We start from the raw sequence: 19,892 nt of genomic DNA on the forward strand, positions 1-19,892 counted from the left end.
GGCCGCGTCTTTTGTGTTTACCACCATGGTAACCGGGCCGGGTACCAAGGGGGGGGCGGCCCGCGGGGCGCGGGGCGCGCCACGGGCGCCGGGAGATACGCCCTATTTCTTCAGGACGGCGTTGGCCTTGGCGGCTGCGTCCTTCAATCCTGCCTCGGGGTCGCCGCCGAGATAGATCTTCTGCATGGCATCCGACGTGATCTGCGCGACCTCTTCCCAGCCGGGAATGACCGGCGCGAAGCGGGCGTCGGGCAACAGCGCGGTGAACGCCGCCAGATCGGCATTGTTGACGTAATAGTCCATTTTCGCCTCTTCCTTGTTCACCGGTAGGAAGCCTTCACCTTGCGTGAACTTGGCGCGCTGTTCCGTGGTAAACAGGAAATCGAGCAGCTTCCAGGCCTCGTCCTTGTTCTTGGAGTTTTTGAACATGATGATGGAATCGGTGACGCCATACGTGCCGCGCGCGCCAGTCGGCCCGGCGGGAATGGCCGCCACGCCGTATTTCAGGTTCGGCGCCTCCTCCTTGATCTGGTTGGACAGGAAGGGTGCGGTGATCATCATGCCGACCTTGCCCTGCTTGAACAGGTTCTGTACGTCCTCGCGGCTGTTGGAGGTGACGCCGGGCTCCGTCAGACCTTCGTCGATCATCGACTTGTAGAGCTTGGCGGCTTCAAGCGCACCAGGGGTGCTGAGACCGGAGGTGCCGTCCTTGTTGAGGATTTCGGTACCGTAGGACCACATCGCATAGTAGTAGTAGACGTCGGTCTCGATCTCCTTGCCCTGCAGGCCGAAACCGAAGGTGCCGGACCCGAGCGCCTTGATCTTGCGGGCATCTTCCTGCAGCTCGGTCCAGGTTGCCGGCGGATTGGCGATGCCGGCCTTCTCGAACAGCTCCTTGTTGTAGTACATGGCGCGCGCCGAGGCCGCGATCGGCAGGCCGTAGGTCTTGCCGTCCATGATCGAGGGCGAAAGAAAAGTGTCGATGAAGCGGTCCTTGAAGTCAGGCTTGATGTAGCTATCGAGCGGCTCCGCGACGTCCTGCTGCACGAAGTCGATCAGCCAGCGCGTGCCGATGATCGAAAGATCGGCATTGGTGCCGGCGGTGATGTCGGTGGTCAGCTTCTGCAGCAGCACATCCCAAGGTACCACCTCGAACTTGACTGATATGCCGGGGTTTGCCGCCTCGAATTCCTTCTTGACGTCGGCGAAATAGGGAGCAGTCTTGGCGCTGTACTCGGCAACGGTGACGCGCACCTCGCCCGCATCCGCCTGCGCCGCGATTGCCAGCATGCTCATTCCGGCCATCAGGCCGGCAGTCCATTTTGCAAGGCTCATTTGATCTCTCCCATTTGATATTGCGCATGCGCGCTCTTCGTAGCCTAAGCCAGAAGATTTATGTGACTTTCCTACGTTATCCGGGATTTAATGGCTTGCAAGCAGATTTTTCTGTTGCTTACTTACATATTCTGGCCTAGGCCTTGCACGGATCTGTCAGCGAGGACGACGCACGGTGGTTTCGCGACCCAAATTCGAAGGCAAAGCCGAGTTCGAGGGCAAAGCCGTCGTGGTGACGGGTGCCGGCGGCGGACTCGGCTCCGCTATCGTGGCGCTGATGGCGCAACGGGGCGCCAGGGTTATCGGCTGCGATCGATCGAGCGAGACGTTGAGGAGCCCGCATCTTGCTTCCCGCCACGTCTTCGATCTTCTCGACAAGGCGTCGATTGCGACGGCGATCACCGCGATCCTCGAACGGGATGGCGTGCCGGACATTCTCATCAACAATGCCGGTTGGACGCGCGCCGAGACGCTCTCCGCGCTCAACCCCGGCAGTATAGAGCAGGAACTCGACCTCAACCTGACCGGAGTGGTGACTTTCGCCGATCCGCTGGTCAAGGCGATGGCCGGGCGCGGCTCCGGCAGCATCGTTTTCATCTCCTCGGTCAACGCCATCGCGCATTTCGGCAATCCCGCCTATGCCGCGGCCAAGGCCGGCATCAACGCCTATGCCAAGGCGATCGCCGTCGAGCTCGGCCGCAACGGCCTGCGCGCCAATGTCGTCTGCCCCGGGTCGATCCACACCGCCGCCTGGGACCACCGCCTTGCCAAGGATCCCGAAATCCTCGGCAAGCTGCAGCGGCTCTATCCGCTCGGCCGCTTCGTCAACGCTTCGGAAGTGGCGGAAGCGGTCGCTTTCCTTGCGTCCGATCGCGCATCTGGAATAACAGGCGTGGTGATGCCGGTGGACGCAGGGCTGACCGCTGGTTGCCTGCCGTTCATCGACAATATTCTGGGAGCGTGAGCATGACCGACGTCGAGTTTCGCGACCTGTCGAAATCCTTCGGGCAGCACAAGATCCTCGAAAACATCAGCCTCGACATCAAGAGCGGCGAGTTCGTCGTGCTGGTCGGCCCATCCGGCTGCGGCAAGTCGACCTTGCTGCGCATGCTGGCCGGCCTGGAGACGATCACCTCCGGCGACCTGTTGATCGGCGGCGTGCGCGCCAACGCGTTGCCGCCGCAGCAGCGCAACATTGCCATGGTGTTCCAGTCCTATGCGCTGTTTCCGCACCTGAAGGCATCGGAGAATATCGGCTTCGGCCCGAAGATACGCGGCGAGGCACGCGAGGCGGTCGACCAAAAGGTCAAGAAGGCGTCCGGCGTCCTCAATCTCTTCTCCTATCTCGACCGCTACCCCCGCCAGTTGTCGGGCGGCCAGCGCCAGCGCGTCGCCATGGGCCGCGCCATCGTGCGCGAGCCGTCGGTGTTCCTGTTCGACGAACCATTGTCCAATCTCGACGCGCAACTGCGCGTGCAGATGCGCGTCGAGATCAAGGCGCTGCACCAGCGGCTGAAATCGACGATCGTTTATGTCACCCACGACCAGATCGAAGCCATGACCATGGCCGACCGCATCGTGGTGATGGATCGCGGGCGGATCCAGCAGGTCGGGGCGCCGCTGGAGCTTTATGACAGCCCGGCCAACAAGTTCGTCGCCAGCTTTCTCGGCTCCCCATCGATGAGTTTTGTCTCGGGTTCTCTCAAGACATCGCCCGAGAAAACCTGGTTCGAATCGGTCGGTGGCGGGCGGCTTGCGCTTGCCGGCAAAGAGGTACCTGTGGGCACTGCAGTGGAGGCCGGCATCCGGCCGGAGCACTTTGTCATCGGCGAGGCTGCCGACGCGATGGCGATCAAGGTGGATGTCGTCGAGCCGACCGGCTCCGAAACCCACGTCTATGGCGCCATCGGCACTGACACGGTGCGCGCCGTGTTCCGCGACAGGGTGCCGATCAGGCCGGGCGACGTGCTGCCGGTGACTGTCGACCCCGGCAACATCCACCTGTTCGACAAGGCGACGGGCCTGCCTCTATGAAGACGCCGGCCGACATCATCACGCGACTACAGCTGATATTGCAGGACGGAACGAAGTCGGATCGCAAGCTGGCCGGCTTCGTGCTGACCGATCTCGACTTTGTCTCAAAGGCGGCGATTTCGGAAATTGCCGCGCGGGTCGGCGTCAGCGAGCCGACCGTGACACGCTTCTGCCGCAACCTCGGTTGCGAAGGCTTGCGCGACTTCAAATTCTATCTGGCGCAAGCCATCGCCATCGGCGGCCAGTATCTGTCGCCGGAACCGTTGAACCGCGATGCCCGCGAACAGCGCATCGCTTCCGCCATCACCGAAGCGGCGATATCAGCCATCCAGCGCGCCAGCGAAAATCTCGACATGACGACGCTGGTCGCCGTCGCCGCACGCGTCGCCGTTTCCGGCAATGTGCTGTGCATCGGCTCCGGCGGCATTTCGTCGATGATGGCGACCGAGATGCAGAACCGGCTGTTCAGGCTGGGCGTGTCGGTGCTGGCGCAGATCGACGGACAGCTGCAGCGCATGTACGCCGCAGTTGCCACCCCTGACACCACGCTGATCGCCTTCTCCGTCTCCGGCTATGCGCGGTCGGTGATCGATGCGGTGCAGGTCGCCCAGCAATATGGCGCCACCACAATCGCCATCACCCCGCCGGATTCCGCACTCGCCAAGGTCGCCGACACGGTCATCAATTTCCAGTCGCTGGAGGACGGCAACATCTACAAGCCGACATCGTCGCGCTATGCGCTGCTGTCGATCGTCGACATGATCGTCACGTCGGTCGCCGAGACGCGCGGACCGCGGGTTCTGGAAAACCTGCGCCGCATCAAGCAGAGTGTGAACACCTTGAAAGTCGACGATCCGCGTCTGCCGCTGGGGGATTGAACCTCCATCAAGGGCATCACGACTGTTGGCCGAGCGCCTCGATGTTTTTCGCCAGCATCGCCGGGTCGCCTGCGATGCGCACGGTCTTCAGCCGGGCGGTGCCGCCAGCGACAATCGAGACGGCGGACACCGGTACGTCGAGCGTCTTGGCGATCAACTTTTCGAGCGCTTTATTGGCTGCACCGTTTTCCGGCAGGGCGCGGACGCGAGCCTTGAAATGGCTTCGTCCGTCCGCTGACGTCTCGACGCCTTCAAGCCTGTCCAGCGCAGCCTTTGGCGTCAGCCGGACAAACAGGTCGACGCCACCATCGCGCAAGCGGAACGGGCTCACAGGATCAGAGGTGCCACCGTGGTGAGTATGAACTGCCGCAAGAAGAACAGGACCAGAAGCAGGATGATCGGCGAGATGTCGATGCCACCAAGGTCCGGCATGAAACGGCGGATCGGCCGCAATGCCGGCTCGGTCAGGCGGTAAAGCATGTTGCCTATGGAACCGACGAACTGATTGCGCGAGTTGACGACGTTGAAGGCGTAAAGCCAGGAGAAGATCGCCGAGGCGATGATGACCCACCAGTAGAGGTCTAGCGCCATGACGATTGTTTGAATGAGGGCGAGCATGCCTGTCTCCAATTGTTGCCGACATGTAGCCATTGCAGGCGAAACCGGCAAGTGCCGCCTTCCGCCGCATGCGGCCCGAAGTCGGCGGCCGCCGATTTCGGCAAAGCGCCGCCTTGACAGGAAACCACGGCGCCCGATAAATGCCCCATCCGCTGGACGGGGCTGTAGCTCAGCTGGGAGAGCGCGTCGTTCGCAATGACGAGGTCAGGAGTTCGATCCTCCTCAGCTCCACCAGCGGAATAATGGATTTCTGCTTTTCACGACAAGAGAAACGCTGCACGCTCGCCTGCCGGCGATATTTGTTGTGCCAACGTGCCGGCGAAGGCCGCTACTGCGCCTCGCGATACCTGATAAAACTGTTGTCAGTTGGACTTTTGGCGGAAGCTGCCCGTGGATTGCCGCTATTTTTCTGGAAGCCGCCCCCCTAGATTGGCGCTACCAAATCAGTTTTCTGTGCGTTGTGACAAGGCGTTTCTGCGGGGCGACTGGAGACGCTATATGGGTTTTCGAATCGAAATGAAGAAGCCGCCTGCGGAAGCAAAAACGTGTCAATTCGCGAGAATCTCGCTGCAAACCTTAGACGGCTCTGCAAGGACCATGCCTCCGTAAGCGCGGTATGCCGTGAGCTGGGCATCAACCGCACGCAGTTCGAGCGCTACCTGCAAGGACAGACGGTTCCGAACAAGGCCACCGCCGCGCTGATATGCGACTACTTCCGGATCAACGAGCCCGAACTGTACCGGGATCCCGGTGTCGCCGAACCCAGGTTCCGCGGCCTGCCGCAGGTGTCCGAGGGCTTGTTCAACCAGATGATCCGCCCGCCCAGCCCATCGATCGCGGGGGGCACCCTATTTCACCTATTTTTCGATCCCGGTCCGGCCCGACCTCTTGATGCGGTCAGTAACCTTCGTGCGTCGCCAAGCCGAGTTGGTCACCTTCAGAAGCGTCACCGGATGGTCGGAACGCCAGGGATCGACATCAGCGCGGGCGCGAGGCAACCACTATGGGGTGGCGATCTCGCGCCTGAACTGGATCTATTTCAGCGGCATCAACCGCCGCCAGACCGGCGAGCCGTCGCTGATCTCCGTGCAATGGGCTCCGATCTTCGAACCGGTGCTGATTGGCAAGGCCATGCTTCTGACGGAGGCCGGGCCGGCATTCGTGTCCGTCATCATGCGGCGCGACACCGCCAACATCCGTTCAAGGGACGCCATCCGCATGGCACATGTCATCAGGCTCGACGATCCCGGCGTCGATCAACTTGTGGTCAGCCTGACCCACGATGGGCTGGGCTGATCGCCTCGATCACCGTGGTTTACGCTAAATAAGAATAAGCCTATACCGAAAAAGCGTACGTTAGCGATTGTCTACTCTGTATCTGAATAAAAACGATATTTTACACTTTAAGACCAGGAAAGATGATCCGTCCGCCGGTCTTTGGCGCGCAGATTTACTACAATTTTAACAGACTATTAATGCTTTCGACCTTACCTTTCTTGCTGTGGATCTCGTTCTGGGGGCTTTCAACGAATCCCGATGGTCAGGAAGGGTCGAAAATGGCCAGGAAAGTGAACACAACTCCGAAGCTGACGATTGCGGCCGGCACGCAGACCGTCTTCTTTTCGCAGGTCATGCACGACAACAAGCGCTGAAGGCGTTCCGCGCCGACGTTCCCCAGGGTACCATCAGTCTGACAGGAGCAGCACGTGTCGAATCAGTCCTTACGTCAGTCGGAACTCGACAGTCTTCAGTATATTTCGTCGGTAACCAATGAGCTCGTGCAGATGGCCGAAGCCGGCCGTTTTCCCATGATCTCTTATCTGCTGGGCATGGCCTATGCGGAAGCCTTCGACGTTCTTCGCGGCGCACGGCCGGCCAGGCACACGCAGCTCAGTGGTAACCCGCTGCACCCCAAGGCAAAGGACAATCGCACCGCCCAGCCCAGGAGTGCGTAGCGGCATGCGCTCGTCGCGGTAGCAATTGACGATAGCTGCCAGGCCGTCAGTGTCTGGAGCGGAGTGGACGCCTTCCGACGACCCGAATCTCAGGATGCTGCGCACGAAATACCGCTTCTATCTGCAGCAGGTCGAGGCCGTGGGCCTGTCGTTGAGCTGCTGATGAGCCCGGCTTTGGTCTCGTCTCTAGTTGCGCAGGCTGAACACGAATGGCGCCGTTCGGCTCTGGCGCGAACCGAGTTCCGGCGGCGGTGCCGGCACTGTGGCGCCTTGCAGCACCGCCAGTGCGGCGCGGTCCAAATCCGCATCTCCGGACGAGCGAGAGAGCCTGGCGGACAGGACCCGGCCGGACGAGTCGACCGTGAAGGCGACATACGGCTTGCCTTCCACCCGGCGAGCCTTGGCCGAACTGGGATAGCGCGTGTGCCGCTTGATCCAAGCGCCCAGACGCGAGTCCCACTTGCTGGCGTCGCCGGAGCGCGTCGTCGGTGCTGCCGACTTCGGCGCTGCGGTCCTGGGTGCCGGCTTTGCATCGGTACTTGCGACGGTTGCCGTCCTCGGCGGCGGCGCCTTCTCCTTCTTCGACGGTGGCTTGGGCTTTTCGACAGGCTTTTGCGGCTTGGCCTCGATTGGTTTCTTGTCCTTGACCACCTCGACCGGTTTCGGCTGCGGCAAGGGAATGACGACCTCGGGTGTGACAGCCTCCACAACATCCGGAACGGCCTCATCCGGCGGCGGCTGGTCGACCTGTTCAGCCATTTCGGTCTGAGTGGGCTCGGCCTCGTCGGGGGAGACGGCTTCCGTCTGTTCGATAACCGGCTCCGCCTTCTCGACCGGCGCTTCAGGCGTCGGCTCGGTCGTCGGTGTTGGATCGGCCTGATCTGATGTCACCGCGTTCGGCGCCGCAACCTGTTCCTCCACGGCCGGCATCACCGCCATCGGCGCCATCTCGATCACCAGGGCCGGCGGCGGACCGCCGTCCGGGTCGGTGACCATCGTGAAATTCTGCATGGCATAGGCGACCGCGACATGGGCTCCGAGGACCAGCGCGGCTGCAATAGCCCACAAGCCAAAGTCGCGCCAGCCGAAGCGCGACAACTCGACCGAGGGCAAGGCGGCCGCATGCATCATGGCCCCGCTGCACCAGTGGCTGCCGGTGCCGCCTCGAGGCCGACCAGCGCGATCTTCAGATAGCCGGCGCCGCGCAGCAGGTTCATCGCGTCCATCAGGTCGCCATAGGCGACCGCCTTGTCGGCACGCAGGAAGATGCGCGTCTGTCTGTCGCCCTTTGTCCTGCTGTCCAGCGTCGCGGCGAAAGCCGGACGCGGCACGCTATCGTTGCCGATCGCCAGCGTCAGGTCGTCCTTCAGCGTCAGGAACAGCGGCGTTTCGGGCCGCGGCGCGGGCGTTGCAGTCGAGCCCGGCAGGTCGACATTGACATCCACCGTCGCCAGCGGTGCCGCGACCATGAAGATGATCAAAAGCACCAGGATGACATCGATGAAGGGGGTGACGTTGATCTCGTGGCTCTCCTCGAGATCGTCATCCATGGTTTGTCGGATTCTGCTGCCCATGGCGCTACTCCGCCGCCAGCGCCGTTGCCGGTACGACCGTGCGGAAGTCGAGATCGCGGCTGACCAGCCGTTCGACGCCCGCCGAGGCATCGGCGAGGATTTGCCGGTAGCCGGCTATCGAGCGGGCAAAGACGTTGTAGACGACGACGGCCGGTATCGCCGCGACAAGGCCCATCGCCGTGGCCAGCAGGGCCTCGGCGATACCGGGCGCGACCACGGCGAGATTGGTGGTCTGCGCCTGCGAGATACCGATGAACGCGTTCATGATGCCCCAGACGGTGCCGAACAGGCCGACGAAGGGTGCCGTCGAGCCTATCGTCGCCAGTACGCCGGTGCCGCGCGACATGCGCCGCGACGCCGCCGCCTCGATACGCGACAGCCGTGAGGTGACGCGCTCCTTCAGCCCGTCGCCCGAGACATGATCGAGCGCGCCGGCCGAAAGCGCGGTCTCCTCCTCGGCCGCCCGCACCAGAAGCGCGCCGGGGCCGCCGCTGCGGTCGAGCGCACGGCTGGCCTGCTTCAGTGTGGCGGCATCGCCGATTGCCCGGACGGCGCGGCGGATGCGCAGCTTGCCACCAAAAATCTCGAGCGATTTGGCCAACCATATCGTCCAGGTGACGAGTGAGGCAAAGGCCAGCCCGATCATCACCGCCTTGACGATGATATCGGCCGCCATGAACATACCCCACGGCGACAGATCATGCGGCAGGGTCGACTCCATCGCCGCTGAAGGGCCGGTCCCGCCGGGCACGGTCGTGTTCGGCTGATTGGCTGGCTGTACCGGCGCCATCGTAGCCGGCGGTGCGACTGCCGGTGCGGCGGGCGCCGGTGCAACGGGTGCTGGCGGCGCGGCGGGTGCTTCGATCGCGGGCGCGCCCCCGGCCGGTTGCTCCTGGGCGGTCGCACTACCCACCGACAGGATGACGGATGCGACCAACGCCGCCAACAAACCATGTCTCGACAACAGCGTCTCCCTTGTTCTCACAGCGGCCGGCCGCTTTCTGTTTCCCACCGCCGCATCAAATCTCGTCACTGCACATAGCCGACCGGCTGGCCGGTGACGGGGTGCGCGAACACGCCCATCTCCACGCCGAAAATGCCCTTCAGCACGTCGCTGCGCATAATATCGCCGGGCGTGCCGCGCGTCAGCAGCTTGCCGTCCTTCAGCGCGATCAGCTCGTCGCAATAGCGCGCCGCCATGTTGGGATCGTGCAGCACCACCACCACGCAAAGGTCGCGTTTGCGGCTGAGATTTCGGACCAGCCCGAGCACCTCGACCTGATGGGCGATGTCGAGCGCCGAGATCGGCTCGTCGAGCAGCATGACGCCGGCATTCTGTGCCACCAGCATGGCTAGCCAGGCGCGCTGGCGTTCTCCGCCGGACAATTCGTCCACCAGCCGGTCGGCAAAGCCTTCCATGTCGGTCAGGGCCAGCGCCCCGTCGACATGCTGCCTGTCCTCGGCACGGAAACGGCCAAGCGCGCCGTGCCAGGGATAGCGCCCGAGCGTCGCCAGTTCGCGCACGGTGAGACCGGTCGCCGCCGGCGTCGTCTGCGGCAGATAGGCAAGCGCGCGAGCGAACTCGCGGGCGCCCCATTGCGGCAGCGGACGCCTGGCGAAGGTGATGGCGCCCGAGCTTGCCTGCTGCTGGCGCGCCATGAGCTTGATCAGCGTCGACTTGCCCGAACCATTGTGGCCGATCAGCCCGTAGACGCGCGAGCGCTCAAGTTCGAGCGAGACCGGACCCAGCAGCGTCCGCTCGCCGACGGCAAAGCGCACCGCGTCGATATGGAAGGCAGTCTGGGCATCAATTCCAGCCACAATCATGGCATCTCTCCAATGCGGCCGCTTGCATCTCCAGATTCCGGCTTTCGGCAAGCCGATGCCCCGGTTGACTAGGAAACATGACGTTGCTAGTCAACATTAAAGATGACTGCAACGATCAACAAACCGTCGTGACCTGCCGCACCTCGGCATTCTGCCGCTTCGCGTTGGGCTGCCACGCCGGTGGACGGCTGCTGCTTCGCCGGTCAGGATGGGCCCCACAAATCGGTGAGGAGAGCCCGGATGATCAAGGCAACGCCCTTCGACTTCCCCTTCGACGGCAGGCTGGTTGCCGAAAACACCGCGCTGATCGTCATCGACCTGCAGCACGATTTTCTGTCGACGACGGGCTACTTCGCCAGGCAGGGATATGACCCGTCGCCGCTCAGGGCGATCCTGCCGGCCGTGAGCCGGCTGATAGCGGCCGCCCGCAAGGCCGGCGTCAGGATCATCCACACCAGGCAGGGCTATCGGGCTGACATGGCCGACATGACGCCCTACGAGAAATGGCGCCGCAAGCGCGGCGGGCTCGAAGGCACCGAGATCCTGCTGCGCTCGGGTCCAGGGTTCCAGATTGTTCCGGAGATCGACGTCGCGCCGAAGGACATCATCGTCGACAAGACCTGCAACAGCGCCTTTACCTATACGGATTTCGAACTTGTCCTGCGCGCGCAAGGCATCACGCATCTGCTGTTTTCAGGATGCACAACGGACGTCTGCGTCCACACCACGCTGCGCGAGGCTTGCGACCGCAATTTTCAATGCCTGACGATCTCGGATGCCTGTGCCAGCGGCGACAGACAAGCCCACGAAGCCGCGCTTCACATGGTGACTGTCGAGGACGGCGTCTTTGGCGCACTGACGGATTCAGCCGCCGTCATAGAAGGCCTGTCGCGGCTTGGCGACAGGCCTGAAGCACCGAAGGGCTGATGGCCCTCACCCCGCTGCGCGCGTCTCAATACCCGCGCGCGGCGCAAACGTCCCGGGCTGGAATGCGCCCGTTTCGCGGCGCACCAGCGAATTGCGCAGCAGGGCGATCGTTTCCCGGCCGACGGTGGCGATCTCACGCGGCGTGTCGACGCCGACAATCATGAATTCATCGATCCCGAGAGCCGCATAGGCAAGCAGCGACAGGGCGGCCTGGGCCGGCGGCGGGCCGGCCACGTCGACCGCCTTGAGGCCGGGGGCGGAAGCACCCTGGTGGATCCTGACCGGAAGCGCAAAGCGCAATTTGCCCGCCCGGCCGTGTTCGGCGGCCGCGACCCGCACCCGCTCCATGGATTGCCGGACTTCTTCGATCGAGCCCGGCGCCAGTTCGAAGACATCGGCATGCCGGCCAGCCACCTTAACTGCCGTCCCGGATTGCCCGCCCATGCGGATGATCAGGTCGGCGCCGTGCGGACCCTTGCGCGGCACGTAGCCGCCTTTGATGCTGTAGAACGCGCCTTCATGGTCGAAGGGCCGGTCGTTCGACCAAAGCCGCTTGAGCAGCACCAGATATTCGTCGATGCGCTGCCAGATGACGGTGTGGCCGACCGGCCGTGTTTCGGCGTCGGCGTCGCTCAGCGGCTCGCTGATCATCCGCAGCACCAGCCGCCCGCCGCTTTTCCTATCGATCGACGCAAGCTGGCGGGCCGCGACTGTCGGTTCAACCACGCCCGCCCAGTGCGTTAGCACGACTTCCAGCGACAAGGTCCGGTCCAGCACCTGGGCAGCAAGATCCATATTGGTCAGCAGCCCGGCCGAATCGTCGACGACGATCTTGCGGAAACCGCCGTCCTCGATGAGTCCGAGCTTGGTCGCGGTCTCGGCGAAGTCATAGAAAAAGGGAACTGCAGCGTCGGCGGTCTTGCCGGGAACATGCGTGAACTCGATCGGCATTGCCATCTCCTCAATTGTGTCGGGCGCGCGCAAGCGCACCGAGGATTCGGTTCATTCAACTCCGATTGCCTGGAAGCGGTGGGGCAGCTAACCCGGTCGATCTGACGAACGCTAGGGGATGAGGCCCAGAACAACGGCCCCGGTGAACACAAACGCAAGGGCAAAGACCACATAGGCGAAAGCGCCGGCATAGGCCGGGCGGAAGGTCTGGGCATTGGCCAGCCTCTGGCCACTGCGATCCGTCTGGGCGTTCTGGATATAGGACATATCTGCCTCCGTCTCGCCGGTTAATCTATAAAACTTGTAGACTTTGTCGATTGCTATTTTCTCGCCTTAGAAAGAATAGTTTTCTCATTTATGTCCGAAAATTGGTTGTCACTTGCTGAGCGCGTTTGATCGAGCAAGCGGCCGAACATGACATGTCCAAATCGCCTGTGCGTGGGATGGACCTATGGCCGTGTCTCTGCTGCACCCAATTCGTGCGTTGGCCGCCCGCTGCGAGCGCGGTAGCATCGCCCAACCATGCAAAGCGGAATCGTCAAATAGGGAGCGAGGCAATGGGGACAAGACTGGCCGGCAAGGTCGCTATCATTTCAGGCGGCGCGACGGGAATGGGCGGGGCGGCCTCGGAACTGTTTGCGGCGGAAGGCGCCAAGGTGGCGATCATCGACCGCAATGGCGAGGCCGCAGCCGCAACCGCGGCGGCGATCCGGGAGCGTGGCCATGTCGCCGCGCATTTCGTCGCCGACGTCTCCGATGAAGGCCAGGTCGAGTCGGCCGTTAAAGGCGCGACTGAAAAGTTCGGTCCGGTCACCGTGCTGTTCAACCATGCCGGCACCATCGTCATCAAACCCTTCCTGGAGACGACGGTACAGGAATGGGATTGGCTGCATGCCGTCAATGTGCGCTCGATGTTCCTGACGCGCGCCGTGCTGCCCGGCATGATCGCGGCGGGCGGCGGCTCGATCGTCTGCACCTCGTCGATCTCGGCGGTGGCGGCGACGCCGAACGAAGTGCTCTACGACACCACCAAGGGCGCCTGCCACATGTTCGCGCGCGCCATCGCCGTCGAGTTCCGCGACCGCAACATCCGCTGCAACGCCGTATGTCCCGGCTTCATCCGCACGCCGCACGGCTTGCGCGAGGTCGCCGATTTGGCAAGCTCGGCATCGATGTCTCCGACGCCGCACTGGCCGTGCAACAAGGCCGCATCGGCGAGCCGGAAGAGGTGGCCAAGGCAGCGCTGTACCTGGCCAGCGACGAGTCGAGCTTATCAACGGCACGCATCTGTTCGTGGATAATGGGTTTACGGCGATGTGATCTTTTCCTCGCCCCCACGAGAGTGGGGGAGAGGTGGCTCGGCGAAGCCGAGACGGAGAGGGGGAAAGGCTCGACCTGTCTCATGGACTCATGGACAATTCACCAGCGTTGCTCCCCCTCTCCGACCGCTTCGCGGCCACCTCTCCCCCGTTTCACGGGGGCGAGGAACCCAAGTCCTGCTCGCCTACCGCTCTTCCCGTCGAAATGGCTTGAGCAGCGCCGAGGGCGCCACCGCATTGCGCGACATCACCGCCATGGCGACGATGGTGAAAATGAAGGGCAGCATCAGGAACGTTTCGTAGGGGATGTGCCCGAGCCCGCTGGCCTGCATGCGCAGCTGCAAGGCATCGACAAAGGCGAACAGCAGCGCGGCCCCTGCCGAGCGCCACGGATCCCAGCGGCCGAAGACGACCAGTGCGATCGCCACCCAGCCGCGCCCCGACACCACGCCGAAGGTGAAGGCGTTGAACTGCGCCATCGACAGGAAGGCGCCGGCAAGCCCCATCAGCGCGCCGCCGAGGACAACCGCCTGGAAGCGTGTGGCGATGACGCTGACACCGGCCGAATCGGCGGCGCGCGGGTTTTCACCGACCATGCGCACCGACAGGCCCCAAGGCGTGCGGTAGAGCACGAAGGCGGCCAGTGGGATCGCAAGGATCGCCATGTAGACCAGCGCAAACTGGTTGAACACCGCCGGCCCGAGCACCGGGATGCCGGAGAGGACGGGGATCGGCAGCGTCTCGAACCCCTTGATGCTGGGCGGCACCGACTGCTGGCCAAAGATCAGCCGGTAAAGGAAGTAGGCAAGGCCCGACGAGAACAGCGTCACGCCGATGCCGCAGACATGCTGGCTCAAGCCCAGCACCACCGTAAACAGCGCATGGAGCGCGCCCATCAGCATGCCGGTCAGTACCGCCGCCAGCACGCCGAGCCACAGGCTGCCGCTGAGGCTGGCGGCGGTGAAGCCGGTCATCGCCGACAAAAGCATGATGCCTTCGATGCCAAGATTGAGCACTCCGGCGCGCTCGGAGAACATTTCGCCGAGCGTCGCAAACGCCAGTGGCGTGGCGATGCGAATGATGGCGGCGAGGAAGCCTACCTGAAAGATCTGTTCGAACACCGCGCTCATCGGGCAGCCCCGACGCGACGGATGCGATAGGCGGTGAACAGCAGCGCCACCAGCATGGCGAGCAATGCGGTGCCCTGGATGACGTCGCTGAGGAACGCCGGCACGCCGGTTGCGCGCGACATCGCCTCGGCGCCGGTCATGACGGCGGCCAGGAAGATCGCCGCCGGCACGACACCGAGCGGATTGAGCCGCGCCAGCATGGCAACGACGATGCCGGAATAGCCATAGCCCGGCGAGATGTCGCTCATAACCTGGAAATGCACGCCGCCGACCTCGCCGACGCCGGCCAATCCGGCCAGTGCGCCGGACAGCAGAGCGGTCGAGATCAGCACGCGCTCGACATGGATGCCGCCATATCTGGCCGCCTCCTGGTTTTCCCCGGTGACCCTGATCCTGAAACCGAGCGTCGTGCGCACGGTCAGGAACCAGATCAGCGGCGCCGCGATCAGCGCCACGACGACGCCGAGATGCAGCCTTGTGCCCTCGAGCAGCACCGGAAAGTTCGCCGAATCCTCGATCGGCGGCGAGATCGGGTAGCCGCTGAACGTGTCCTTCCACGGCCCCTCGATCAGCGCCATCAGCGCATAGTAGATTACCGAATTGAGCAGCAGCGAACTGACGACGTCGTCGACCTTGAATTTCACCCGTAGCGTGGCGGGAACGAGGGCTACCGCAGCGCCGGCGGCGGCACCCGCCAATGCCATCAACAGCATGGCGAGTGGCCCCGGCATGGGGATCGCGCCGACAAAGCAGCTGGCCACCGCGCCGGCCAGCAATTGCCCCTCGGCGCCGATGTTCCAGAATTTGGCCCGGAAGGCGACCGCGACCGCCAGTCCGGTGAAGATCATCGGTGCTGCACGCACCATGGTTTCGGTGATCGCGTAGCTGTCGCCGAGTGAGGCTGTGAACATCACGCCATAGGATTCGAGTACGCCCGCCCCAGCCAGCGCGATGAGGCCGCTGCACAGGACAAGCGTGGCGCCGATTGCCAGCAGCGGCAGTGCCAGGTTGAACCAGGCAGGAGTGCTTGCGCGGACTTCCAGGCGGAACATTAGGCGGCACCCTCTGTTCGGTCTGTCGAACAAGGATTCTGACGAAGAGGAACCCCCACCCCTAGCCCCTCCCCACACGGGGGAGGGGAACTCTCGGAGGCGCTGACCACGACAAAACGGCTGAAGTTTGGGCTCGGAAGCTGTGTGAACGGCGCGCGGCAGCATCCCCCTCCCCCTTGTGGGGAGGGGTTAGGGGTGGGGGTCAGCGCCGCCAGAAGGTTCATCTAGACTCTCCCCCCTCCGCCCCGGTCATCATCAGGCCGAGCCGCGCGATCGTCGCATCGGCGCTGTCGAGCGTGCCGACGATGCGGCCCTCATACATCACTGCGATGCGGTCGCAGAGCACCAGCAGCTCTTCGAGATCCTCGCCGATGACGACGATGCCGCAGCCCTTCGCCCGCATGTCGAGGAATTTCTCGTGGATGAAGCGGGCGGCTCCGATATCGAGGCCGCGCGTCGGCTGCGAGACAACAAGCACCTTCGGATCGAAGGCGAGTTCACGCGCCAGCAGCGCTTTCTGCAGATTGCCGCCGGACAGCGCCCCAGCCCGGGTCATCGGCCCAGGGCACCTGATATCATAAGCCTTGATCTGCGCCTCGGCGAAGGCGCGGATCGCATCCGGCTTGAGCAGGCCCCTGCTGCTGAACGCTGCGGTGCCGATGCGCGGCAGCACCATCGAATCGGCGAGCGGCAGATTGGTGACCAGCCCGGTGGTCATGCGATCTTCCGGAATGCGGCCGAGGCCAAGCGCCTGCACCTCGCGCGGCGAGAAGCGTGTGACCTTGCTGCCGGCGATCGTCATGTGGCCTGCATCGGGCACACGCGTCCCGGAAATCACCTCCGCCAAGGCACGCTGGCCATTGCCCGACACGCCGGCAATGCCGAGGATCTCACCGGCACGAACTGCAATCGACACGTCGCGCAGCGGCGTACCCGAATGATGCGATGTCGAGATGCCCTTGAGGGTGAGCACATCGGCACCGGGCGTCGATGGTCCCCGCGCCGGCGGCACGATCTCGTGTCCGCACATCAGTTGCGCCATTGCGGCCGACGTCGTGTTGGCGGGGTCATCGACACGACCGGCAACGCGGCCATGCCGCAGCACCGTGCAGCGATGCGTCAGCGCCCGCACCTCGTTGAGCTTGTGCGAGATGAAGATGATGCCGAGACCTTGCGCCGCCATCGACCGCAATGCCGAAAACAGTCCGTCGACCTCGCTCGGCGCCAGCACCGCCGTCGGTTCGTCGAGGATCAGCAGCCTGGCGCCGCGAAACAGCGCCTTGACGATTTCGAGCCGCTGCTGCTCACCGACCGACAGCGCCGAGACCGGCAAGTCCGGGTCAAGTGTGAGGCCATGTCGGCGGCCGATCTCTGCCAGCCGTGCCAGCCCACCGGCGCGGTCGATCCGTCCTGTCTTGCCGGGAATGCCGATCAGAAGGTTTTCCAGCACAGTGAGCCGCGGCGCGAGATGAAAATGCTGGTGCACCATGCCAATGCCTGCAGCCAGCGCATCGGCCGAACTGGTGATCCGCACCGGCTGGCCCTGGATGAGTATCTCGCCGGCGTCGGGCGCATAGGCGCCGAACAGCACGTTCATCAGCGTCGTCTTGCCGGCGCCGTTCTCGCCCAGCAGTCCGAGGATTTCGCCGGGAGCGACGCTAAGATCGACAGCCTCGTTGGCCTTGACCGCGGCAAAGCTCTTGGTGATGCCGCGCATTTCGATAAGGGGGGCGGGCAAGGGCAAGGATGCTCCTGATCGGAATTGGAATCGACGGATGGGGCGGCGCTGCACCCCCCTCTGGCCTGCCGGCCATCTCCCCCTCAAGGGGGGAGATCGGATGTCACTTTCGGCCTTCGCCAATTTTCCGCCCTGAAAAAACGGCGCGTCAACGAAGCTGCCAATCTCCCCCCTTGAGGGGGAGATGTCCGGCAGGACAGAGGGGGGCGCCTAGCACCAACCTAAAGGCCGGCCATCAATCCGAAACCGGCGTGTTCTCATCCACGTCGACGCGGAAATTGCCTTCGAGAATCTCGGCCTTCTTCTTCTCGACCAACTCCTTGACGTCCGCCGGCAGCGTCTTGTCGAACTTGTGGTAGGGCGCCAGGAACGAGCCGCCCTTGGCCATGCGCGAGAAATCGCCATAATCCTGCGCGGTGAAGACGCCGGCCTTGACCAGTTTGATCGCCTGCTCGACCGTCGGATACATGTCCCAAACGGGACCGGTGATCACTGTGTCAGGGCCGAGGCTCGACTGGTCGGACATGTTGGAGATGGCGAGGATCTTCTTGTCCACAGCCGCTTCGATGACGCCGAAGCGCTCGGCGTAGATGACGTCGGCACCTGCGTCGATCTGCGCGACCGCCGCTTCCTTGGCCTTTGGCGGATCGAAGAAGGAACCGATGAAGGCTACCTTCTTCTTGATGTTGGGATTGACCTCCTTGGCGCCGGCGAAGAAGGCGTTGACCAGCCGGTTCACCTCCGGAATGCCCATCGCCGCGACCGCGCCGATCGTGCCCGACTTCGACATCTTGCCGGCGATCATGCCGGCGAGATAGGCCGGCTCGTGGATCCAATTGTCGAAAACGCCGAAATTGGGTTCCGCAGGCCCGGCACCCGAGCCGAACAGGAAAGCGGTCTTCGGGAACTGCTTGGCGGTGCGGCGCGACTCGCGCTCGGCGGCGAAGGCATCGCCCAACACCAACTGATAGCCGCCTTGCGCATATTCGCGCATGACGCGGCTGAAATCGGCGGTCTGCACCTTCTCGGACCATTTGTATTCGATGCCGAGTTCCTTCTCAGCCTTCTGCAAGGCGACATGGATCTGGTTGTCCCACGGCTCCTCGATCGGCGTGGCGAAGATCGCCGCCACCTTCAGCTTCTTGTCCTTGCTGAAGGCAGCGCCCGGCAGCATGGCTGCGGCCAGGCCAACCGCGCCGAGCTCCAGCACATTGCGTCGCGAAAGCCCTTCGCGTTTTATCTGGACTCTGTTCTTCCGGTTTTCCATTGCATTCCCCTCTGTTCGACAGCCGTGTCGAGCCGGCTGTTCGTGAAAATATTCAGACGGGGAACTATGGAACGACGCTGAACTTTTGTCCACGCGGTCAAATTTGGCAAAGGCCTATTATCAAACCCGTTCGAGCGCGATCGCGATACCCTGGCCGACGCCGATGCACATGGTTGCCAGCGCATAGCGGCCGCCGCGTTCGCGAAGCTCCAGCGCCGCCGTACCGGAAATGCGGGCGCCCGACATGCCCAAGGGATGGCCGAGCGCGATGGCACCGCCATTCGGGTTGACGTGCTCCGCGTCCTCGGCGATGCCGAACTGGCGCAGCACGGCGATGCCTTGCGAGGCAAAGGCTTCGTTGAGTTCGATGACATCGAACTGTTTTGGCGTCAGCCCGAGTCGGGCGCACAGTTTCTGCGTCGCCGGTGCCGGACCGATGCCCATGATGCGCGGCGCCACACCGGCGGCGGCACCGCCGAGGATGCGAGCGATCGGCGTCAGGCCGTATTTCTTGATCGCGGCCTCCGAAGCGACGATCAGTGCCGCCGCCCCGTCATTGACGCCGGAGGCGTTGCCGGCCGTCACCGTGCCGCCCTGCCGGAACGGCGTCGGCAGCTTGGCCAGCGCCTCGACCGTTGAGCCCGCGCGCGGATGCTCGTCCTTCGAGACGACCACCGGATCGCCTTTGCGCTGCGGGATCGTCACCGGGGTGATCTCCTTGGCCAGCCGGCCATTGGCCTGTGCGGCGACCGCCTTGTCCTGGCTGCGCACGGCAAAGGCGTCCTGGTCGGCGCGAGACACTGAAAAATCCTCGGCGACGTTCTCGCCGGTCTCCGGCATCGAATCGACGCCATACTGCTTCTTCATCAAGGGATTGACGAAGCGCCAGCCGATTGTGGTGTCGTAGATCTCGGCATTGCGCGAAAATGCCGTGTCGGCCTTGGGCATGACGAAGGGCGCGCGGCTCATCGATTCGACGCCGCCAGCGATCATCAATTCCGCCTCGCCGGCCTTGATGGCGCGCGCGGCAATGGTCAGCGCATCCATGCCCGAGCCGCACAGGCGATTGACGGTCGAGCCCGGGATCTCCTTCGGCAGCCCTGCCAGCAGCAGCGCCATGCGCGCCACGTTGCGGTTGTCCTCGCCGGCCTGGTTGGCGCAGCCATAGACGACATCGTCGACCGCCTGCCAGTCGATGCCGGGATTGCGCTCGACCAGCGCTCTTAGGGGTATGGCGCCGACGTGGGGGGGGGGGGCGGGGCCCCGGGCGGCCCGCCACCCGCCCAG

The 19,892-nt window shown here is 63.7% G+C and carries 20 protein-coding genes, 1 tRNA gene and 2 pseudogenes; 9 read left to right on the plus strand and 14 right to left on the minus strand.

All coding sequences use genetic code 11. The annotated features are described in order from the left end of the window. Positions 1–102: 102 nt before the first annotated feature. Complete coding sequence (locus tag NKH57_RS30285; RefSeq protein ID WP_352733256.1) at positions 103–1,335, minus strand: ABC transporter substrate-binding protein; 1,233 nt, start codon at positions 1,333–1,335, stop codon at positions 103–105. A 175-nt stretch (positions 1,336–1,510) separates the two neighbouring features. Between NKH57_RS30285 and NKH57_RS30290 the strand changes: the two genes are divergently transcribed. Genes NKH57_RS30290 through NKH57_RS30300 form a run of 3 tightly spaced genes read left to right on the plus strand, consistent with a single transcriptional unit; the run spans position 1,511 to position 4,247 of the window. Continuing rightward, positions 1,511–2,299 (plus strand): SDR family NAD(P)-dependent oxidoreductase, encoded by a 789-nt coding sequence (locus NKH57_RS30290; RefSeq protein WP_023760869.1) that lies wholly within the window; start codon positions 1,511–1,513, stop codon positions 2,297–2,299. A gap of 2 nt (positions 2,300–2,301) precedes the next feature. Further along, entirely contained in the window at positions 2,302–3,369 is a 1,068-nt protein-coding gene (locus tag NKH57_RS30295) for an ABC transporter ATP-binding protein (RefSeq protein WP_352949801.1), read from the plus strand. After that, complete coding sequence (locus NKH57_RS30300; RefSeq protein WP_352949803.1) at positions 3,366–4,247, plus strand: MurR/RpiR family transcriptional regulator; 882 nt, start codon at positions 3,366–3,368, stop codon at positions 4,245–4,247. The genes NKH57_RS30295 and NKH57_RS30300 overlap by 4 nt, the downstream gene beginning before the upstream one ends. Positions 4,248–4,263: 16 nt before the next feature. Here the strand turns inward: NKH57_RS30300 and NKH57_RS30305 are convergent, their stop codons facing one another. Both NKH57_RS30305 and NKH57_RS30310 read right to left on the minus strand, forming a co-directional pair. Next, the gene (locus tag NKH57_RS30305) at positions 4,264–4,578 is read right to left on the minus strand and encodes a DUF167 family protein (protein WP_352949805.1); all 315 of its coding nucleotides are present in this window, start codon (positions 4,576–4,578) and stop codon (positions 4,264–4,266) included. Further along, positions 4,575–4,865, minus strand: coding sequence for a YggT family protein (locus NKH57_RS30310; RefSeq protein WP_023760873.1), 291 nt, complete (start codon positions 4,863–4,865; stop codon positions 4,575–4,577). The genes NKH57_RS30305 and NKH57_RS30310 overlap by 4 nt, the downstream gene beginning before the upstream one ends. A gap of 158 nt (positions 4,866–5,023) precedes the next feature. On the opposite strand from NKH57_RS30310, the gene NKH57_RS30315 reads away from it, so the two are divergent. The 4 genes and pseudogenes from NKH57_RS30315 to NKH57_RS30330 all read left to right on the plus strand — a co-directional run bounded on the left by NKH57_RS30315 (position 5,024) and on the right by NKH57_RS30330 (position 6,820). Continuing rightward, positions 5,024–5,099: transfer RNA gene (locus tag NKH57_RS30315), tRNA-Ala, on the plus strand. Positions 5,100–5,410: 311 nt separating this feature from the next. Further along, a pseudogene (locus tag NKH57_RS30320) lies at positions 5,411–6,161 on the plus strand (helix-turn-helix domain-containing protein). Positions 6,162–6,283: 122 nt separating this feature from the next. After that, positions 6,284–6,517: a hypothetical protein gene (locus NKH57_RS30325; protein ID WP_352949807.1), complete on the plus strand. Its 234-nt coding sequence runs from the start codon at positions 6,284–6,286 to the stop codon at positions 6,515–6,517. A 54-nt stretch (positions 6,518–6,571) separates the two neighbouring features. Beyond that, positions 6,572–6,820, plus strand: coding sequence for a hypothetical protein (locus NKH57_RS30330; protein WP_352949809.1), 249 nt, complete (start codon positions 6,572–6,574; stop codon positions 6,818–6,820). Between the two features lie 186 nt (positions 6,821–7,006). Here the strand turns inward: NKH57_RS30330 and NKH57_RS30335 are convergent, their stop codons facing one another. The 4 genes from NKH57_RS30335 to NKH57_RS30350 form a co-directional block, all read right to left on the minus strand. After that, on the minus strand, positions 7,007–7,951 hold the full coding sequence (locus NKH57_RS30335; RefSeq protein ID WP_352949811.1) for an energy transducer TonB family protein: 945 nt from the start codon (positions 7,949–7,951) through the stop codon (positions 7,007–7,009). Further along, entirely contained in the window at positions 7,948–8,394 is a 447-nt protein-coding gene (gene exbD, locus NKH57_RS30340; protein WP_352949812.1) for a TonB system transport protein ExbD, read from the minus strand. The genes NKH57_RS30335 and exbD overlap by 4 nt, the downstream gene beginning before the upstream one ends. A gap of 4 nt (positions 8,395–8,398) precedes the next feature. After that, positions 8,399–9,358: a tonB-system energizer ExbB gene (gene exbB, locus NKH57_RS30345; RefSeq protein WP_352949814.1), complete on the minus strand. Its 960-nt coding sequence runs from the start codon at positions 9,356–9,358 to the stop codon at positions 8,399–8,401. A 65-nt stretch (positions 9,359–9,423) separates the two neighbouring features. Next, entirely contained in the window at positions 9,424–10,221 is a 798-nt protein-coding gene (locus NKH57_RS30350; RefSeq protein WP_352949816.1) for an ATP-binding cassette domain-containing protein, read from the minus strand. A gap of 240 nt (positions 10,222–10,461) precedes the next feature. On the opposite strand from NKH57_RS30350, the gene NKH57_RS30355 reads away from it, so the two are divergent. Further along, positions 10,462–11,148, plus strand: a complete 687-nt coding sequence (locus tag NKH57_RS30355; protein WP_352949818.1) for a cysteine hydrolase family protein — start codon at positions 10,462–10,464, stop codon at positions 11,146–11,148. 6 nt (positions 11,149–11,154) lie between these two features. Here NKH57_RS30355 and NKH57_RS30360 read toward each other — a convergent pair whose 3' ends face one another. Both NKH57_RS30360 and NKH57_RS30365 read right to left on the minus strand, forming a co-directional pair. Then, a complete protein-coding gene (locus NKH57_RS30360) occupies positions 11,155–12,099 on the minus strand; it encodes an LLM class flavin-dependent oxidoreductase (RefSeq protein WP_352949820.1) in 945 nt (314 codons plus the stop codon). A gap of 111 nt (positions 12,100–12,210) precedes the next feature. Further along, positions 12,211–12,366, minus strand: coding sequence for a hypothetical protein (locus NKH57_RS30365; RefSeq protein WP_023760893.1), 156 nt, complete (start codon positions 12,364–12,366; stop codon positions 12,211–12,213). A gap of 290 nt (positions 12,367–12,656) precedes the next feature. On the opposite strand from NKH57_RS30365, the pseudogene NKH57_RS30370 reads away from it, so the two are divergent. Continuing rightward, positions 12,657–13,419, plus strand: a pseudogene (locus tag NKH57_RS30370) (SDR family NAD(P)-dependent oxidoreductase). A gap of 184 nt (positions 13,420–13,603) precedes the next feature. Here NKH57_RS30370 and NKH57_RS30375 read toward each other — a convergent pair. The 5 genes from NKH57_RS30375 to pcaF form a co-directional block, all read right to left on the minus strand. Then, positions 13,604–14,548 (minus strand): ABC transporter permease, encoded by a 945-nt coding sequence (locus NKH57_RS30375; protein ID WP_023760895.1) that lies wholly within the window; start codon positions 14,546–14,548, stop codon positions 13,604–13,606. After that, the gene (locus NKH57_RS30380) at positions 14,545–15,600 is read right to left on the minus strand and encodes an ABC transporter permease (protein ID WP_352949822.1); all 1,056 of its coding nucleotides are present in this window, start codon (positions 15,598–15,600) and stop codon (positions 14,545–14,547) included. Before NKH57_RS30380 ends, NKH57_RS30375 begins: the two co-directional genes overlap by 4 nt. A gap of 220 nt (positions 15,601–15,820) precedes the next feature. Then, positions 15,821–17,338, minus strand: coding sequence for an ABC transporter ATP-binding protein (locus NKH57_RS30385; RefSeq protein ID WP_352949824.1), 1,518 nt, complete (start codon positions 17,336–17,338; stop codon positions 15,821–15,823). 235 nt (positions 17,339–17,573) lie between these two features. After that, on the minus strand, positions 17,574–18,605 hold the full coding sequence (locus NKH57_RS30390) for a BMP family protein (protein WP_352949826.1): 1,032 nt from the start codon (positions 18,603–18,605) through the stop codon (positions 17,574–17,576). A 120-nt stretch (positions 18,606–18,725) separates the two neighbouring features. After that, positions 18,726–19,892 (minus strand): 3-oxoadipyl-CoA thiolase, encoded by a 1,167-nt coding sequence (gene pcaF / locus NKH57_RS30395; protein ID WP_352949828.1) that lies wholly within the window; start codon positions 19,890–19,892, stop codon positions 18,726–18,728.

Source organism: Mesorhizobium sp. M1050 (genome assembly GCF_040318715.1).
Lineage (GTDB): Bacteria > Pseudomonadota > Alphaproteobacteria > Rhizobiales > Rhizobiaceae > Mesorhizobium.

Coding starts and splice junctions, on each gene's coding strand:
- NKH57_RS30285 (WP_352733256.1), bottom strand. CDS start 1,335: ATGAGCCTTGCAAAATGGACTGCCGGCCTGATGGCCGGAATGAGCATG.
- NKH57_RS30295 (WP_352949801.1), top strand. CDS start 2,302: ATGACCGACGTCGAGTTTCGCGACCTGTCGAAATCCTTCGGGCAGCAC.
- NKH57_RS30300 (WP_352949803.1), top strand. CDS start 3,366: ATGAAGACGCCGGCCGACATCATCACGCGACTACAGCTGATATTGCAG.
- NKH57_RS30310 (WP_023760873.1), bottom strand. CDS start 4,865: ATGCTCGCCCTCATTCAAACAATCGTCATGGCGCTAGACCTCTACTGG.
- NKH57_RS30325 (WP_352949807.1), top strand. CDS start 6,284: ATGATCCGTCCGCCGGTCTTTGGCGCGCAGATTTACTACAATTTTAAC.
- NKH57_RS30335 (WP_352949811.1), bottom strand. CDS start 7,951: ATGATGCATGCGGCCGCCTTGCCCTCGGTCGAGTTGTCGCGCTTCGGC.
- exbD (WP_352949812.1), bottom strand. CDS start 8,394: ATGGGCAGCAGAATCCGACAAACCATGGATGACGATCTCGAGGAGAGC.
- NKH57_RS30350 (WP_352949816.1), bottom strand. CDS start 10,221: ATGATTGTGGCTGGAATTGATGCCCAGACTGCCTTCCATATCGACGCG.
- NKH57_RS30355 (WP_352949818.1), top strand. CDS start 10,462: ATGATCAAGGCAACGCCCTTCGACTTCCCCTTCGACGGCAGGCTGGTT.
- NKH57_RS30360 (WP_352949820.1), bottom strand. CDS start 12,099: ATGCCGATCGAGTTCACGCATGTTCCCGGCAAGACCGCCGACGCTGCA.
- NKH57_RS30365 (WP_023760893.1), bottom strand. CDS start 12,366: ATGTCCTATATCCAGAACGCCCAGACGGATCGCAGTGGCCAGAGGCTG.
- NKH57_RS30375 (WP_023760895.1), bottom strand. CDS start 14,548: ATGAGCGCGGTGTTCGAACAGATCTTTCAGGTAGGCTTCCTCGCCGCC.
- NKH57_RS30380 (WP_352949822.1), bottom strand. CDS start 15,600: ATGTTCCGCCTGGAAGTCCGCGCAAGCACTCCTGCCTGGTTCAACCTG.
- NKH57_RS30390 (WP_352949826.1), bottom strand. CDS start 18,605: ATGGAAAACCGGAAGAACAGAGTCCAGATAAAACGCGAAGGGCTTTCG.